Here is a 15,982-nt window from a genome sequence, read left to right on the forward strand (position 1 = left end):
GCGAACAACCATGGGCGCACCAACCCGCCAAGCGGGCACCAGGCGCGAACCGTGGCGTGCGGTACCCGGCCTAGTGGCCGAGTCCGCCGAGCAGGCTCGCGAAGTCGGGGACCTCGGGCAGCGCGTCCGCCTGCTGCGGGACCCGACGGGAGGCCCCGATCGCCCACGCCAGGTCGGCACCGGCCCGGCGGATGCGTCCGTCCAGTGCCGCCTGGTCGCCCTGGGCTCCCCAGTCGTCGGTCGCGGCGAAGACCCCGGTGGGCACGACGGCAGCGCGCAGGTAGGCGAAGACCGGACGCATGGCGTGCTCGATCGCGAGCGAGTGCCGCGCGGTGCCACCCGTCGCCGCGAGCAGGACCGGCATGTCCACCAGGGCGTCCTTGTCCATGACGTCGAGGAAGGACTTCGCCAGGCCGCTCATCCCCGCGGTGAAGACGGGCGAGACGAAGACCAGTGCGTCCGCCTCGACGACCGTCGCCGTCGCGGCGGCCAACGCGGGCGCCTGGAACCCGGTGAGCATCGCGTCGACGACCTCGTGGGCCAGCGGACGCAGGTCGACGTGCGCCACGTGCACCGGGCCTCCCTGCTGTCCGATGGCGGTGACGGCGGACTCGGCGAGCCGGTCCGCGAGCAGGCGGGTCGACGACGGCTCGGAGAGCCCGGCGGAGACGACGGCGATGGTGGTCATGATGCGATCCGATCTTTCAATGCGTTTGCATGAACATCGTACCGAACCAGGGCTGCGACGCAACCATTCCCGGGAACGGAGAACGCCCCGGTCCTCGCGAGGAGGGCCGGGGCGTTCGGTCGAGCGTGTCGGTCGACGACTAGCGACGCAGGCCGAGGCGCTCGATGAGCGCACGGTAACGGCTGATGTCGACGTCGGAGAGGTAGCCGAGGAGACGGCGACGCTGGCCGACCATGAGGAGCAGACCACGACGCGAGTGGTGGTCGTGCTTGTGCTCCTTGAGGTGCTCGTTCAGGTCGTTGATGCGACGCGTCAGAACGGCGACCTGGACCTCGGGGGATCCGGTGTCGCCCGGGTGGGTCGCGTACTCTTCGATGATCTCCTGCTTGACCTGTGCGTCAAGTGCCATGGTGATCCCCTCTCTGTCCTCGGTGAGGACTGTGTCCGTTGCGCGGTGCCCATGCCTGATGCATGAGCGCTCTTTGTCCGCGGCCGTTCGACGGCAACCTGGAGACTCTACCAGAGGGACGAGCGTCAGACGGTCCGCGCGCGGAGACTGCGCCGTCGCGGGGGCGCCGGCAACAGGCTGCGGACGAGTCCCACGAGCGTCGCCCCGAGCAGGCCGCCCAGTCCGTTCGACAGCACGTCACGCGGGTCGGCCACCCGGTACGGCAGCAGCTCTGCCTGGGCGAGTTCGATTCCCGCCGACAACGCGACGGCGACGACCGCGGCGACGAACCACCAGCGACGCGGCAGCCACATCGCGGCGATCGCCCCGACGGGGACGAACATGCCGATGTTCGCGAGGAACTCCGTCCGCTCGTAGGTCAGCCACGAGCCGCCGGGCAGCTGCTGCGCCCAGGAGAGCGCGTGCAGCACGAGCCGGTTCTCGGCATCGCTGAACACGTGCGGTGTCAGCGTCATCCGCCAGATCACCCAGGCGTAGGCCGCCGTCACGGCGAGCAGGAGGAGTTTGCGGAGCATCCGGACAGTGTGGGGTGCCGGGCTGCGCGGGACCTGGAGCGCTCCTGAGCGACACCGGCACCGGACCTGTGCGAACGCCCGCGCGGGCTGGCCTCGGACCGGGTCGGGGTGGAAGCATGGGCACCGGGCGGGACAGGGCCGCCCGGCAGCGCCGACGGAGCACGGTCAGAACAGAGAGGACCGCTCGATGCCGGACCACAGATCAGGGACCCCGACACCCGCGCGCCGCACGAGTGCCGCTCGCCAGTGGCTGTGGATCGGCAGCGCGGCGGTCGTCGTCGTGGCGGTCGTCGCCGCGGTCGCGCTCTGGCTCCCCACCAGGGCCACCGGCCCGGACGGCCGGCACATCGTCGAGCGCAGGACACCGGCCGAGGTCTTCCCCGGTGGCCTGGCACGACAGCCGTCCAGCGACAACCAGCCCGGCCGCTTCGCCGAGTCCGCGCGGGCCGAGGGCCAGGACCGCACGGCCGACCGCCTCGCCGAGATCGCCGACCAGCCGATCGCGACCTGGCTGACGAACCCCTCCGTCACGGCCACGCGGGCGACCGTGCACCGGGTGGTGGCGAACGCCCGGACCCAGGACAAGACGCCGGTGTTCGTGCTCTACGCCGTGCCAGACCGCGACTGCGGCAGCTACTCCAAGGGCGGCACCACGCGCTCCGAGTACGTCCCGTGGGTGCGGTCGGCGGTCCGCGCGATGGCGGGGTCGCACGCCGTGGTGCTCGTCGAGCCCGACGCGATCGCGCAGATCCAGAACTGCGAGCGGCTGTCCGACTCGCGGCTCCCCCTGCTGCGGAAGGCCGTCGACGCCCTGACCGGCCATGGCCTCACCGTCTACCTCGACGGCGGCAACGAGAACCGCGTGCCCGTCGACACGATGGCACGCTGGCTGCGGCAGGCGGGCATCGACCGGACCCAGGGGTTCTTCACGAACGTGTCGAACTTCTACCGCGTCGACCAGGAGCGCACCTACGCCGACCACCTCGCCGATGCCGTCGGCGGCGATCCGCACTTCGTCATCGACGTCTCGCGCAACGGGCAGGGCTGGAAGGGCACGTGGTGCAACCCGTCCGGCGCCGGCCTCGGCCAGGACCCGCACGTCGCGGCGGGGTCGTCTCGGTTGGACGCGCTGCTCTGGGTCAAGACCCCGGGCCTCAGCGACGGCACCTGCAACGGCGGCCCGGCCGCCGGCCAGTGGTGGGAGTCGTACGCGCTCGCGCTGGTCGCCAACCGCCGCGACTGACGGGGGACGGACAGGAGGCCCCACCCGGCTGCCGATGTCGGTGCACGGGGGTTGCATGGTCACCATGACCGCCGACCAGCTCCGATCCGTCGTCCCGCCGTACCTGCTGCGCGCCATCGCCGACGCGCCGTCCGACGCGTTCCCCCGTGCCACCCCGGCGGCGCGCACCGCGCTCGCCACCCTCGACCTCGTCCAGGCCCCCAAGCACGAGCCCCGACTCGGCGTCGCCCCCTCGGTGACCACGCCCGACCGGTCCCCGCAGCGCAGCATCTCCGACGCGCACGGCACGACCACGCTCCCCGGAGACCTGGTCCGCGCCGAGGGCGCGCCCGACACCGGCGACGCGGCCGTGGACGAGGCCTACGCGGGCCTCGGCGCGACGCACGCGTTCTGGCTCGACGTGTTCGGGCGTGTGTCCATCGACGGCGCCGGGCTCCCCCTCGACGCCAGCGTCCACTACGGACAGGACTACGACAACGCCTACTGGGACGGCAGCCGCATGGTGTTCGGCGACGGGGACGGCGAGGTCTTCAACCGCTTCACGATCGCGCTCGACGTCATCGGCCACGAACTCACCCACGGCGTGACGCAGTACACCGCCGACCTGACGTACCAGGGACAGTCGGGCGCGCTCAACGAGTCGATCAGCGACGTGTTCGGCTCCCTGGTCGCGCAGTACACCGCCGGGCAGACCGCCGACCAGGCGACGTGGCTCATCGGCGAGGGGCTGTTCACACCCGCGGTGCACGGGGTGGCGCTGCGATCGATGCGGGCCCCGGGCACCGCGTACGACGACCCGGTGCTCGGCAAGGACCCGCAGCCCGGCACCATGGCCGGCTACGTCGAGACGACCGAGGACTCGGGCGGGGTGCACACGAACTCCGGCATCCCGAACCACGCCTTCTTCCTGGCGGCCACCACCATCGGTGGCAACGCGTGGCAGGGCGCGGGCGCGGTGTGGTGGGACGCGCTGACCTCGTCCGCGGTCACCGCGTCGATCGACTTCGCCGGCTTCGCCACCGCGACGGTCGACGCGGCGGACGCCCGCTTCGGTGCGGGGTCGACCCAGTCGGCAGCCGTCAGCGGCGCATGGCGGACGGTCGGGGTGCTGTCCTGACCGTGCACCGCCCGCGGTGACCGGTCGGCGTAGGTTCGACGCATGCAGATCGTCGTCCGTCGCACCGGTGGGATCGCCGGCCTGACCCGGGCCTGGCGCATCGACACCGATGCGTGCGCCGACCCCGACGACTGGGCCGCGCTGGTCGACGGGCTCCCCCGCACGCCGCCGGCGCGTCCGCAGCAGATGCGCGACGACTTCGAGTGGACCATCACCGTCGCGAGCACCACGATCCGCGTGCCGGGCAGCCAGCTCGACGGGGCGTGGGCCGTGCTCGTGCAGCGGGTGCGCACCGAGGGCGAGCCCACCTGACGGCCGTGGGCCGGGCCTCCCGTCCGGCCACGGCACCACGGCTCACCGCGTGAACGGACCGCACCCCCGTGCAGGCATCGCGCCCCGGTGTGACCGGGCGCGATGTCCGTCACGGGGTGCGACCTGCACCCGATCCGGTGGAACGGTCAGTCGACGTCGATGACCGTCAGGCGGCGGGTCGGGCGGGTCATCGCCACGTACACCGCTGCGGCGGCCCGCGCCGCGTCGGCACCCACCCCGTCCGGGTCGACCAGCAGCACGCCGTCGAACTCCAGGCCCTTCGCGTCCGCACCGGTCAGGACCGTGACGGAACCCGGCCGGGGTGAGCCGAGCGTCCGCACGTCGGCATCCGTGGTGGCGAGCCGCTGACGGACGACGTCGACCTGGCTGTCCGGGACGATGACGCCGGTGGTGCCGGAGCCGATGTGCTCCCGCTCGGCGCGGACCGTGGCGGCGATCGTGTCGAGCACCTCGGCGCGTGCGACCCGCAAGCGGACGACCGGGTCCCCGTCGCGCACGGCCTGGTTCGCGGTCACGGTCAGGCCCGCCGCGGCGGCGAACTCCCCCGCAGCCTGCACGATGGAGCGCGGGGTGCGGTAGTTCACCGTGAGCTCCTCGACGCGGTGGTCGAGCGGGACCTGCGGCGCGCGGCCGCGCCGGCGTCGGGCGAGCGCGCCGATGACGTCGTCCCACGTGCGGGCGGCGCCGGGTGAGGACCCCTGCGCCATGTCACCGACGATCGTGAACGAGCGCAGCGGGTTGCGGCGGGCCAGGACGCGCCACTGCATGGGCGAGAGCTCCTGCGCCTCGTCGACGACGATGTGGCCGTAGGTCCACTCGCGGTCCTCGGCGGCACGTTCGGCGGTCGTGCGGGGGTCGCCGCCCTCGGCGAACGCGCCCGCCACCTGTTCGGCGGAGACGATGCCCTCGACCCCCATGTTCTCGATCGCCTGGCGGGCGTTCTCGATGTCGCGGTTGCGGCTGGCCTTCGCCTGGCGCTTGGCGGCACCGCCGGTCGGGTCGAACGTGCCGAGGAGCTCGGCGGCCTCGTCGAGCAAGGGGACGTCCTCGACCGTGAAACCCGCGCCGCGGTCGCGTGCGAGCAGGGCACGACGCTCCGGCGACCAGTTCGGCGTGAGCGAGGCGAGCCAGTTGGGCCGCGCGAAGAGGTCCTCGAGCAGCTTCTCCGCCGGCAGCGGCAGCCACGCGGTGTTGAGCAGCACCCGGGCGTCGTAGGACGAGCGGATGTCCTCGCGCAGCACCTTGAGGTCGGCGTCGTCGACGGTCGTGCCGCGCTCGCGGAGCTGGTCGGCGAGCAGCTTGACCATCGCGTCGAGCGCGGACTTGTTGAACGTGACGCGAGCGACGTTGTGCGGCTTGCCGCGGTCCTGTGCCCGGTGCATCGCGTCAGCCACGAGTTGCGGGGGGACCACGAGCCGCTCGCCCTCGACGTCGAGCGTGGTGGGCTCGGTGGGGACGACCTGGCGTGACCGGACGGCCCGCCGCAGCAGGTCGGCCATCTCGGCCGAGCCCTTGACCGCCGCGACGTCGCGGCGGTCGTGCGTCGAGGTCCGCACACCCGGGTACAGCGACCCGAGGGCGGCCATGACGACGCCGGTCTCACCGAGCGACGGGAGCACCTGCTCGATGTAGGTCAGGAAGGCCGGGGACGGACCGACGACCAGCACACCGGACCCCCGCAGTCGTTCGCGGTACGAGTACAGCAGGTACGCGGCACGGTGCAGCGCGACGGCGGTCTTGCCGGTGCCCGGGCCACCCTGCACGATCAGGACGCCCTCGAGCGGGGAACGGATGATCCGGTCCTGCTCGCCCTGGATCGTCGCGACGATGTCGGTCATCCGCCCGGTGCGCTCGGCGGTGACGGCCGCGAGCAGCGCGCCCTCGCCCTGCAGGTGGGTGCGCTCGTCGTCGTACAGCGTCGCGTCGAAGACCTCGTCCTCGACGCCGACGACGCTGCGGCCGTCGAGGGAAAGGTGCCGACGGGCGCGCATGCCCATCGGGTGCGCGGCGGTGGCCTGGTAGAAGGCGCTGGCGCCCGGCACACGCCAGTCCAGCAGCAGCGGGCGGTGCTCGACGTCGCGCAGGCCGACGCGGCCGATGTAGCGGAAGGCGCTCTCGCCGTCGGACGGGTCCGCGACCTCGAGCCGACCGAACACCAAGCGGTCGCCGACACGCTCGAGCGTCTGGATGGTGTCCTCGTAGAGCTTGGCGAACGCGTCGCGCTCGCTGCGGCTCTGGTGGTTCCCGCCGACCGCCTGACGACGGGTCTCGGCGAGACGCTGTTCGGCCTCGGCGGTCAGTTCGTCGAGCCGGGCGAAGAGCCCGTCGACGTACTCGCGCTCGCGGTCGATCTCGGTCGGTTCGGACACACGCAACCCTTCGGGACAGGGGTATCCAGTGTAGTCCCCGCGGACGGCCCGGAAGCGCGGTGCGGGCCGCGACCACGGACGGACGGGAGGCGCGGTACCAGCCGGCACCGCGCCTCCCGTCCGACGCGTCAGCGCGTCAGCGCTACATCTCTTCGTGCGTGTCCGGGTCGCCGTCCCACAGGCGCCCGCGCTCGAGCCCGGAGATGGCCGCGACCTGGTCGTCGGTGAGCGTGAAGCCGAACACGTCGAGGTTCTCGCGCTGCCGGTCGACGTCGCCGGACTTCGGCACCGGGACCGCGTCGAGCTGGGTGTGCCAGCGGAGCACGACCTGGCCGGGGCTGACCCCGTGCGCGGCGGCCGCGTCGGTGACCGGCTGCTCGGTCAGCAGTTCGGACTGCTTCGCGAGCGGGCTCCAGCTCTCGGTGACGATCCCGCGCTCGGCGTGGAACGCCCGGAGCGACGCCTGCGGGAAGTACGGGTGCAGCTCGACCTGGTTGACCGCGGGGGTGACCCCGGTCGCGTCGATGATCCGGTCGAGGTGCTCCGGCGTGAAGTTCGAGACGCCGATCGAGCGGACCTTGCCGCTGTCGCGCAGGTCGACGAACGCCTTCCACGTCTCGACGAACTTGTCGACCGACGGGTTCGGCCAGTGGATCAGGTACAGGTCCACGTGGTCGAGCCCGAGGTTCGCCAGGGTCTCGTCGATCGAGCGGTGTGCCTCGTCCCAGCCGTGGTGACGGCCGGGCAGCTTCGACGTGACGACGAGCTCGTCGCGCGGCACTTCGGCGTCGCGCACGGCACGGCCGACCGCGTCCTCGTTGCCGTAGTTGAGCGCGGTGTCGAGCAGCCGGTAGCCGCTCGCGATGGCCGCTCCGACGGCGGCCGTGCCCTCGTCGCCGTCGAGCGAGTAGGTCCCGAGGCCGAGCAGGGGCATCCGGTGGCCGTCGTTGAGCTCCACGGTGGGAGCCGGGGTGACGGCGGGCATCAGCGGACGCCGAGCAGGTCGATGACGAAGATCAGGGTCTTGCCGGACAGGAAGTGGCCGCCGCCGGCCGGGCCGTAGGCGAGCTCCGGCGGGACGACGAGCTTGCGGCGTCCGCCGACCTTCATGCCTGGGATGCCCTCCTGCCATCCGCGCACCAGCGCCGCGAGCGGGAAGTCGATCGGTTCGCCGCGGCCCCAGGAGCTGTCGAACTCCTCGCCGGACTCGTACTCGACGCCCGCGTAGTGCACCTTGACGGTCGAACCCGCGGTCGCCTCGTCGCCGGAGCCCTCGACGATGTCGGTGATGACCAGGTCGGTCGGGGCGGGGCCCTCGGGGGCGTCGAACTCGGGCTTGCTGTTGAGGTCAGTCATGTCCGCAAGTCAACCAGAGGCTCCCGATCACGCATCGACCCGGGCACCGTCGCGCGCGTCGCGGCCGGACGCACCAGAATGGTTCCACCGTGACACAACCCACCCCCGCACCGCCGCGCCGAAGCCTGTTCGCCGACCTCACCCCGCTCCGCCGGTCCCCGGCGTTCGCGCGACTCTGGGCCGGCACCGCCGTCGCCGGGATCGGCACGCAGATGACCACGGTCGCCGTCGGCCTCGAGGTCTACGACATCACCCGGTCCACCTTCGCCGTCGCGCTGGTCGGGGTGATCGCGCTGCTGCCGATGATCGTCGCCGGCCTGTACGGCGGGATGCTCGCCGACGCGTTCGACCGGCGCACCGTCGCGCTGGTGTCGTCGATCATCGCGTGGGCCGCGGTCGCACTGATCGCGACGCACGCCTGGCTCGGGCTGCACAGCGTCCTGCTGCTGTACGTCCTGGCGACGGTGAACGCCGTCGCGGCGACCGTGAGCAACGCGTCCCGCTCGGCCATCGTGCCGCGCCTGGTCGGCACCGACCTGCTGCCCGCGGCGAGCGCCCTCGGCGGCATCGCGTCCGGGTTCCAGGTCACCGTCGGCCCGGCGGTCGCCGGCGTGCTGATCGCGAGCGTCGGGTTCGCCCCGACGTACACGATCGACGTCGTGCTGTTCACGTTCGCCTTCGCCGGGGTGTTCACGCTGCCGCGCATGGCTGCCGACCGCGATGCCCTGCGACCGGGGCTCGGCTCGCTCATCGAGGGCGCGCGGTTCCTCCGGAGGTCGCGGAACATCACCATGACGTTCGTGCTCGACATCATCGCGATGACGTTCGGCCAGCCCCGCGTGCTCTTCCCGGCGATCGGCGCGCTCGTCATCGGCGGTGGCGCGATCACCGTCGGCACGCTGACGGCTGCGTACGCGATCGGCGCGCTGCTGTCGAGCGTGTTCTCCGGGCCGCTCGGGCACGTCCGCCGTCAGGGCGAGGCCGTCGGGTGGGCGATCACGACCTACGGTGGCGCCATCGCGGCGTTCGGCGTGGTGATCGCGCTCGCGCACGTGCTCGGCGGGCGCAGCGGCGAGACCTTCAGCAGCGGGATCCTGCCGGCGCTCGCGCTCGCGTCGCTGTTCCTGGCGCTGGCCGGCGGTGCGGACAACGTCAGCTCGGTCTTCCGGAACACGATCCTGCAGGCCGCGTCGCCCGACGGGATGCGCGGCCGGCTGCAGGGCATCTTCATCGTCGTGGTGACCGGCGGTCCGCGCCTCGGCGACCTGTACGCGGGGCTCGTCGTCGCCGCGGGCTTCGCGTTCCCCCCGGTCCTGGGCGGTGTGCTGATCATCGGGCTCGTCGCCGCGCTGCTGCGCCTGGTGCCGTCCTTCCGCCGCTACGACGCGCTGCACCCGAACGCGAACTGAGGCGCGCCGCAGCCGAACGCGGACTGAGGGGAGCCGGACGCGGACTGCGGCGCGCCGCACCCGCAGGCGGGCTGACGAGCCTCGACGTCGCCGCGCCCGGTAGATTCGACGACATGCCGGAACCGAGTGCGCGCGACCTGCAGCGGACCGGGGTCCGCGCGGTCGTCCGCCGCACCTACCACTCGGTGATCCGGCACCGGGTCGTCGACGCCGCAGCGTCGCTCACCTTCTTCGCCCTGCTGACCGCGTTCCCCGCGGCGCTGACGGTCGTGTCGGCGCTCGCGGTCATCGACCGCCAGGGCGACAGCCTGACGGACATCATCCAGGTGATCGGCTTCATCGTCCGGCCGGAGACCGCCGAGCACCTCGAGCAGCCGCTGCGACAGCTGCTGACGCTCGACAACCCCTGGCTCGGCTTCGCGACCGGGCTCGTCCTGACGCTCTGGTCCCTGTCCGGGTACGCCACGGCGTTCGGTCGCGCCATGAACACCGCGTACGAGGTCGAGGAGGGCCGGCGCATCTGGAAGTTCCGCAGCATGATGCTCCTGGTCACGCTGCTCGTCATGGTCGGCGGTGCGATCGCCATCGTGATCCTGCTGGGGACGCCGACGATCTCCGCCGCCATCGTCCTGCAGCTGGGATGGGCGTCGTGGATCGACGACCTGTGGAACGTCGTGAAGTGGCCGGTGCTGGCCGCTGACCTGGTGGTGATGGTGGCGGTGCTCTACTACGCCACACCGAACGTGCGCACGCCGCAGTTGCGCTGGGTCTCGGCGGGCGCCGCGTTCGCGATCGTGGCCTGGGCGATCGCGACGTTCGGCTTCGCGCTCTACGTCGAGACGCTCGGTGGCGGCAACCGCGCCTACGGGTGGCTCGGCGGTGCGATCCTGCTCCTCGTCTACCTGTACATCTCGAACTTCGTGCTGGTCGTCGGCGGTGAGCTCGACTCCGAGGTGATCCGACTCCGGCAGCTGCTCGCGGGCATCGACGCCGACGAGGCGATCCGGCTGCCGCTGCGCGACGTCACCCGGAACTTCACGCTCGCCCGGTGGCGGGACGCCGACATCGCGGCCGCGCACGCGGTGCGGCGAGCGGCGCAGGAACTCCCCCAGGACGAGCCGACGCCGGCGCAGGAGCACCTGCGCGACGTCGCCTCGCAGCTCCGGGTCGGGGAACCGCCGCTGCGCTGACCGAGCAGCGGCAGCAGAGCAGCGGCAGCGGCAGCAGCAGCTACCGCAGGCGCTTCGCCTCGGCGTCCAGCATCTCCTCGGTGATCACCGGGATCGCCCCGGTCGCCAGCTCGATGCCCGACAACCGGGCGGGGCTCAGCACGCGCTGCACCTGGTCCTCGTCCATCAGCCCGGCAGCCGTGACGAGCGTCGAGATCGGCGTCGAGGTGGTCAGCGCCGTGTGGGCGATCGACGCGGCCGCGGCGTAGCCGATGTACGGCGTCAGGGCGGTCACGACGCCGACGTTGGTGTCGACCTGGGCAGCGAGCTTGGCCTCGTTCGCCTCGATGCCCACGACGCAGTGCTCGCGGAGCGTCGCACAGCCCCGGGTCATCCACTGCAGGGACTGCAGGATCGAGTGCGCGATGATCGGTTCGAAGGCGTTGAGCTGCAGCTGCCCCGCCTCCGCCGCCATCGTGACCGTGGTGTCCGCCCCGGCGACGGCGAACGCGATCTGGTTCACCACCTCTGGGATCACCGGGTTGACCTTGCCCGGCATGATCGAGGACCCGGCCTGGCGCGCCGGCAGGGTGATCTCGCCGAAGCCGGCCTGTGGCCCCGACGCCAACAGCCGCAGGTCGTTGCAGATCTTCGACAGCTTCGCCGCGCTGCGCTTCACCGCGGCGGAGAGCGTCATGAAGGACCCGGCGTCGCTGGTCGCCTCGATCAGGTCGGGTGCCGTGACGACATCGATGCCGCTGGCCTCCTGCAGCTGCCGACGGACCTCGTCGCGGTACAGCGGGTCGGCGGTGATCCCGGTGCCGATCGCCGTCGCGCCGAGGTTCATCTCCGCCAGCAGCGGCGTGACCTTGCGGAGCAGGACCGCGTCCTCCTGGATGGTGTGCGAGAAGCCGGTGAACTCCTGCCCGAGCGTCATCGGCACGGCGTCCTGCAGCTGCGTCCGACCGACCTTGAGCACGTCGGCGAAGGCGTGGCCCCGCTCGGCGAACGCGGCGGAGAGCTGCTCGAGCTGGTCGATGAGCCGGTGCACGCCGAAGATCATCGCGATCTTGACGCTGGTCGGGTACGTGTCGTTCGTCGACTGGCTGCGGTTCACGTGGTCGATCGGGTGCAGGTGGGCGTAGTCGCCCTTGACGTGCCCCAGGATCTCGAGCGCCCGGTTCGCGAGCACCTCGTTCGTGTTCATGTTCGTGCTCGTGCCGGCGCCGCCCTGCACCACGTCCACGACGAACTGGTCGCGGAAGGCCCCGTCCCGCACCTCCTGTGCGGCACGGTCGATGGCATCGGCACGCTCGGCGTCGAGGACGCCGATCGCCTTGTTCGCCCGAGCCGCGGCCTGCTTCACGGTCGCGAGGGCCTCGATCAGGTCGGGGTAGACCGAGATCGGCACGCTCGTGATCGGGAAGTTCTCCAGCGCCCGGAGCGTGTTGACGCCCCAGTAGACGTCGTCCGGCACCTCCCTCGAGCCCAGGGAATCGGTCTCGGTGCGGGTCCCAGCACTCACGTGCGCCTCCTCGTCGTGGATCACCCCACGAGGCTAGTCCCCGTCCGTCCGGCCGGTCCGGTGGGCGCGCGGTTGCGCGCGGCCCAGCGCGCGCTGCTGCGCGCGGTGCGACGGTGACCGCGTGGTGCGAGGCTCTTTCCTCGCACCACGCCGCGAACCGCGCACCGGGGACCGATCACGCACGGTGCGGAGTGGCGCGATCCGCCGGGCGGGAGGCGCGGTGCCAGGCCGGCACGGGCCTCCCGTCTGAGGACCGGGTGCGTCACCCGTCACGTGGTGCGCGGTCACAGCCCAGCACCACGGACGCGGACCGCGCACGGTGCGCGACCGCGGTCAGTGGAACTGCGGGACGATGAGGTAGATGCCGTAGAGCACGACGGCGCCGCACACGACGAAGCACGCGACCGCCAGGGAGCGCAGTCCACGCACGGCACCGGAAGCACCCTGCGGGTTCGGGAAGCCGGCGGTGGCGGGGCCGATGGTGCCGTCGTCCTTCACGGTGAACTTGCCGGCACGGGTGTCGGCGGCGCTCCAGAACCGCAGGCCGACGGAGTACACCGTGACCACGAAGCACGCCGAGACCACGGCGACGAGCGCCACGGTGAGGAAGGCTGACCAGTCGATCGCCATCAGCGACGTCCTCCCTTGCGTGCGCCCATGCGGCGCAGGGTGCGCTCGCGGCTCAGCTCGGCGCGTCGGGCCGCAACGGCGTCCGCTCGCTTCTTGCGCTGCAGGTCGCGGAGCTCCTTGCGGGTGTACACCGCGTTGGCGGCGACGTCGACCTCGATCGCCGAGGCCTGCCCGTGCGGCTTCCGCAGCGACCAGAGGTACAGGCCGAGGATGACGACCGCACCGACGACCGCGTCGATGACGAGGCCGATGATGCCGAAGCGCGCGATGCCCGAGGCCACGGCACCGACGGCCGCGGCGGCCGGCAGCGTGATGAACCAGGCGATGACGATCTTGCCCGCGGTCGACCACTGGATCTTCGAGCCGCGGCGCCCGAGGCCCGCGCCGATGATCGAGCCCGACGACACCTGTGTCGTCGAGAGCGCGAACCCGAGGTGGCTCGACGCCAGGATGGTCGCGGCGGTGGACGCCTCGGCCGCGAAGCCCTGCGTCGCCCGGATCTCGGTGATGCCCGAGCCGAGCGTGCGGATGATCCGCCAGCCCCCGGTGTAGGTGCCGAGCGCGATGGCGAGGGCACAGGCGACGACGACCCAGAACTGCACGCCCTGGTTCGCCGACTGCGCGCCCGAGGCGATGAGGGTGAGGGTGATGACGCCCATGGTCTTCTGCGCGTCGTTCGTGCCGTGCGCCAGCGACACCATGGAGCTGGTGAAGACCTGTCCGATCCGGAAGCCGCCGCGCTCGTTCGGGAACACCGGCCGACGGGTGATCCGGTACGCGATGCGGGTGGCGAGCAGGGACACCAGCGCCGCGATCACCGGGGACAGGAACGCCGGGATGATGACGACCGTCAGCAGGGCCGCGTAGTTGACGGACTGGAACCCGGCGCCGACGATGGCCGCACCGATCAGCCCGCCGAACAGCGCGTGCGAGGACGACGAGGGCAGCCCGCGCAGCCACGTGATCATGTTCCAGACCACCGCGCCGATCAGCCCGGCGAAGATCATCTCCGGGGTGATCGCGACGCCGCCGGGGCCCTCGTTGATCAGCCCGTGGGAGATCGACGTGGCGACGGCGGTGCTGAGGAACGCACCGACGAGGTTGAGCACCGCGGCGACCGTGACCGCGACCTTGGGCTGCATGGCCCCGGTCGCGATCGGTGTCGCCATCGCGTTGGCGGTGTCGTGAAATCCGTTTGTGAAGTCGAAGAAGAGGGCCAACGCGATGACCAGGACGACTATGAGTGTGATGTCCACCGCGGGCAAGTGTCGCGCATGAGCGCCGTCCGGGCAAACCCGATCGGCAACCTCCCGTTCACCGTCGCTTCATGTTCGTTCAGCTCCGGAAGCATGCCGATGGGAGAATGAGCAGATGGACATCGCCGAGCTCCTCATCCTGCTGGTCGGATCGCTGCTCGTGACCGGCTTCGCGCGGGCCAAGGGGTTGCCGGCTCCCCTGCTGGTGACGGCGGTGGCGCTGGCGGTGTCGTTCGTGCCCGGCCTGCCGCACATCGAGATCAACTCCGAGCTGATCCTGACGGTGATCCTGCCGCCGCTGCTGTACTCCGCGGCCCTCGACGTGTCGTGGCAGAGCTTCCAGCAGTCGATCAAGCAGATCCGTCGACTCGGGATCTTCCTGGTGATCGTGACGGCGCTCGCGGTCGCCCTGGCGGCGTACATCATCATCCCGGACATGGACTGGCCCGCGGCCATCCTGCTCGGCGCGGTCGTCGCCCCGCCGGACGCGGTGTCGGCGGCCGCGATCGGTCGCAAGCTCGGGCTCCCCCGGCGCGTGATGACGGTGCTGTCCGGCGAGAGCCTGATCAACGACGCCGCATCGCTGACCCTGGTGCGCGTCTTCACCCTCATCGCGGCCGGCACCTCGTTGACCATCTGGCAGGACCTCGGCATCTTCGGTCTGGCGATCGGCGTCGGTCTGGCGATCGGCATCGTGCTCGGCGTCCTGGTGCACTGGATCCGGATGCGCATCAACGACCCCGTCGTCGAGACGATCATGAGCATCCTGCTGCCGTTCGTGGCGTACATCCTGGCCGAGGAACTTTCCGGCTCCGGGGTCATCGCCGTCGTCACCGCGGGCCTGTACATCGGCTACAACTCCCCCAAGGAGGGCTACGCCACGCGACTGCAGGAGCGCCCCCTGTGGACGAGCATCGACGTCATCCTCGAGGGCTTCGTCTTCGCGCTGATCGGGCTGCAGCTCAACACGGTGGTGCAGGACCTGGTCGAGAGCGAGCGCAGCCTCGGGCAGACCATCACCGCCGCAGCGGTCGTGCTGGCGGTGGTCATCGTCGTCCGTCCGCTCTTCGTGTTCGAGTCCTACGTCCGCAACCGCTTCAACGGACGCTGGTTCCGGCCCCTGCGCATCCGGCTGTCCCGCGGGCACCGCTGGTTGCGGTGGATGCGCGGCTCCGCCGAGCCGAAGCTGAACTGGCGCGAACTCACCGTGATCTCGTGGACCGGCATGCGCGGCGTGGTGACGCTGGCCGCGGCGGTGTCGGTCGTGGCGAGCCCCGTGCAGATCAAGGCGCAGGACACCATCTTCGTGATCGCGTTCATCGTGACGGTCGGCACGCTCCTGCTGCAGGGGCTGACCCTGCCCTTCGTGATCCGCTCCCTCAAGGTGCAGGACCCGGCCGAGGGCGAAGAGGACGTCCGCAGCGAGATGCGCCTGAACCAGCGCACGACCGAGGCGGCCATCGAGCTGCTCGACCGACGACGGCCGGAGTGGGCGAAGCAGTACGGCGACCAGGCGATCGACACGGTCGTCAGTCGGCTGAAGTCCCGCCTCGAACGGCAGGCCGAGGTCTTCCGCCAGGACGCCGAGGAAGAGGAGATCGAGGACCGGAACTCCCCCGTGCGGCTCCGCGGGTCGCAGATCCAGGACATCCGACGCGAGCTGCTCGACCGGCGCCGCGAGATCGTGCTCGAGGAGCGCGAACGCGGCAACCTCGACGAAGAGGTCATGCGCCGTGTGCTCGTGACGCTCGACGCCGAGGAACTCGCGATGGACTCGGCGCAGGCGTCGCGCAGCCGGTCGTAGGGGCGAGCTGCCGGGCGGCCCGCTCCCGCCCGGCCCACCCGGACCGCGGTCAGTCGTGCGGCGTATCCTGCACGCAGCCGACACGAGACCAGGAGCACA

At 71.5% G+C, this 15,982-nt stretch carries 15 protein-coding genes; 6 read left to right on the forward strand and 9 right to left on the reverse strand.

Annotation, left to right across the window (positions count from 1 at the left end):
• Window positions 1-70: 70 nt before the first annotated feature.
• The 3 genes from ASG04_RS06770 to ASG04_RS06780 all read right to left on the reverse strand — a co-directional run bounded on the left by ASG04_RS06770 (window position 71) and on the right by ASG04_RS06780 (window position 1,672).
• Window positions 71-688 (reverse strand): CE1759 family FMN reductase, encoded by a 618-nt coding sequence (locus ASG04_RS06770; RefSeq protein ID WP_056121776.1) that lies wholly within the window; start codon window positions 686-688, stop codon window positions 71-73.
• Between the two features lie 139 nt (window positions 689-827).
• Window positions 828-1,097 carry a 30S ribosomal protein S15 gene (gene rpsO / locus ASG04_RS06775; protein ID WP_056121778.1) on the reverse strand — a complete coding sequence of 90 codons (270 nt, stop codon included), beginning with the start codon at window positions 1,095-1,097 and terminating at the stop codon, window positions 828-830.
• Between the two features lie 125 nt (window positions 1,098-1,222).
• Window positions 1,223-1,672: a VanZ family protein gene (locus tag ASG04_RS06780; RefSeq protein WP_056121780.1), complete on the reverse strand. Its 450-nt coding sequence runs from the start codon at window positions 1,670-1,672 to the stop codon at window positions 1,223-1,225.
• A gap of 187 nt (window positions 1,673-1,859) precedes the next feature.
• On the opposite strand from ASG04_RS06780, the gene ASG04_RS06785 reads away from it, so the two are divergent.
• From ASG04_RS06785 to ASG04_RS06795, 3 genes are all read left to right on the forward strand, one after another.
• Window positions 1,860-2,915 carry a glycoside hydrolase family 6 protein gene (locus tag ASG04_RS06785; RefSeq protein WP_082517859.1) on the forward strand — a complete coding sequence of 352 codons (1,056 nt, stop codon included), beginning with the start codon at window positions 1,860-1,862 and terminating at the stop codon, window positions 2,913-2,915.
• Between the two features lie 64 nt (window positions 2,916-2,979).
• A complete protein-coding gene (locus tag ASG04_RS06790) occupies window positions 2,980-4,032 on the forward strand; it encodes a M4 family metallopeptidase (protein ID WP_082517997.1) in 1,053 nt (350 codons plus the stop codon).
• Window positions 4,033-4,074: 42 nt separating this feature from the next.
• Window positions 4,075-4,344 carry a protealysin inhibitor emfourin gene (locus ASG04_RS06795; RefSeq protein ID WP_056121784.1) on the forward strand — a complete coding sequence of 90 codons (270 nt, stop codon included), beginning with the start codon at window positions 4,075-4,077 and terminating at the stop codon, window positions 4,342-4,344.
• A 146-nt stretch (window positions 4,345-4,490) separates the two neighbouring features.
• Here the strand turns inward: ASG04_RS06795 and ASG04_RS06800 are convergent, their stop codons facing one another.
• From ASG04_RS06800 to ASG04_RS06810, 3 genes are all read right to left on the reverse strand, one after another.
• On the reverse strand, window positions 4,491-6,734 hold the full coding sequence (locus ASG04_RS06800; RefSeq protein ID WP_235515464.1) for a HelD family protein: 2,244 nt from the start codon (window positions 6,732-6,734) through the stop codon (window positions 4,491-4,493).
• Window positions 6,735-6,876: 142 nt separating this feature from the next.
• Complete coding sequence (locus ASG04_RS06805) at window positions 6,877-7,719, reverse strand: aldo/keto reductase (RefSeq protein ID WP_056121787.1); 843 nt, start codon at window positions 7,717-7,719, stop codon at window positions 6,877-6,879.
• Window positions 7,719-8,090: an FKBP-type peptidyl-prolyl cis-trans isomerase gene (locus ASG04_RS06810; protein ID WP_056121789.1), complete on the reverse strand. Its 372-nt coding sequence runs from the start codon at window positions 8,088-8,090 to the stop codon at window positions 7,719-7,721. The genes ASG04_RS06805 and ASG04_RS06810 overlap by 1 nt, the downstream gene beginning before the upstream one ends.
• Window positions 8,091-8,179: 89 nt before the next feature.
• Between ASG04_RS06810 and ASG04_RS06815 the strand changes: the two genes are divergently transcribed.
• Together ASG04_RS06815 and ASG04_RS06820 are read left to right on the forward strand one after the other, a co-directional pair.
• The gene (locus tag ASG04_RS06815) at window positions 8,180-9,499 is read left to right on the forward strand and encodes an MFS transporter (RefSeq protein ID WP_082517860.1); all 1,320 of its coding nucleotides are present in this window, start codon (window positions 8,180-8,182) and stop codon (window positions 9,497-9,499) included.
• Between the two features lie 113 nt (window positions 9,500-9,612).
• Window positions 9,613-10,689 (forward strand): YihY/virulence factor BrkB family protein, encoded by a 1,077-nt coding sequence (locus tag ASG04_RS06820; protein ID WP_082517861.1) that lies wholly within the window; start codon window positions 9,613-9,615, stop codon window positions 10,687-10,689.
• A 40-nt stretch (window positions 10,690-10,729) separates the two neighbouring features.
• Here ASG04_RS06820 and ASG04_RS06825 read toward each other — a convergent pair whose 3' ends face one another.
• The 3 genes from ASG04_RS06825 to ASG04_RS06835 form a co-directional block, all read right to left on the reverse strand.
• On the reverse strand, window positions 10,730-12,217 hold the full coding sequence (locus tag ASG04_RS06825; protein ID WP_082517862.1) for an aspartate ammonia-lyase: 1,488 nt from the start codon (window positions 12,215-12,217) through the stop codon (window positions 10,730-10,732).
• Between the two features lie 309 nt (window positions 12,218-12,526).
• On the reverse strand, window positions 12,527-12,823 hold the full coding sequence (locus ASG04_RS06830; protein WP_056121790.1) for a hypothetical protein: 297 nt from the start codon (window positions 12,821-12,823) through the stop codon (window positions 12,527-12,529).
• A complete protein-coding gene (locus tag ASG04_RS06835; protein ID WP_082517863.1) occupies window positions 12,823-14,079 on the reverse strand; it encodes an inorganic phosphate transporter in 1,257 nt (418 codons plus the stop codon). Before ASG04_RS06835 ends, ASG04_RS06830 begins: the two co-directional genes overlap by 1 nt.
• Before the next feature lie 115 nt (window positions 14,080-14,194).
• On the opposite strand from ASG04_RS06835, the gene ASG04_RS06840 reads away from it, so the two are divergent.
• On the forward strand, window positions 14,195-15,883 hold the full coding sequence (locus tag ASG04_RS06840; protein WP_056121794.1) for a cation:proton antiporter: 1,689 nt from the start codon (window positions 14,195-14,197) through the stop codon (window positions 15,881-15,883).
• Window positions 15,884-15,982 lie beyond the last annotated feature (99 nt).

Origin of the sequence: Curtobacterium sp. Leaf183 (genome assembly GCF_001424385.1) — a bacterium.
In the GTDB taxonomy this organism is placed as follows: Bacteria; Actinomycetota; Actinomycetes; order Actinomycetales; family Microbacteriaceae; genus Curtobacterium.

Coding starts and splice junctions, on each gene's coding strand:
- ASG04_RS06770 (WP_056121776.1), bottom strand. CDS start 688: ATGACCACCATCGCCGTCGTCTCCGCCGGGCTCTCCGAGCCGTCGTCG.
- rpsO (WP_056121778.1), bottom strand. CDS start 1,097: ATGGCACTTGACGCACAGGTCAAGCAGGAGATCATCGAAGAGTACGCG.
- ASG04_RS06780 (WP_056121780.1), bottom strand. CDS start 1,672: ATGCTCCGCAAACTCCTCCTGCTCGCCGTGACGGCGGCCTACGCCTGG.
- ASG04_RS06785 (WP_082517859.1), top strand. CDS start 1,860: ATGCCGGACCACAGATCAGGGACCCCGACACCCGCGCGCCGCACGAGT.
- ASG04_RS06790 (WP_082517997.1), top strand. CDS start 2,980: ATGACCGCCGACCAGCTCCGATCCGTCGTCCCGCCGTACCTGCTGCGC.
- ASG04_RS06795 (WP_056121784.1), top strand. CDS start 4,075: ATGCAGATCGTCGTCCGTCGCACCGGTGGGATCGCCGGCCTGACCCGG.
- ASG04_RS06805 (WP_056121787.1), bottom strand. CDS start 7,719: ATGCCCGCCGTCACCCCGGCTCCCACCGTGGAGCTCAACGACGGCCAC.
- ASG04_RS06810 (WP_056121789.1), bottom strand. CDS start 8,090: ATGACTGACCTCAACAGCAAGCCCGAGTTCGACGCCCCCGAGGGCCCC.
- ASG04_RS06820 (WP_082517861.1), top strand. CDS start 9,613: ATGCCGGAACCGAGTGCGCGCGACCTGCAGCGGACCGGGGTCCGCGCG.
- ASG04_RS06830 (WP_056121790.1), bottom strand. CDS start 12,823: ATGGCGATCGACTGGTCAGCCTTCCTCACCGTGGCGCTCGTCGCCGTG.
- ASG04_RS06840 (WP_056121794.1), top strand. CDS start 14,195: ATGGACATCGCCGAGCTCCTCATCCTGCTGGTCGGATCGCTGCTCGTG.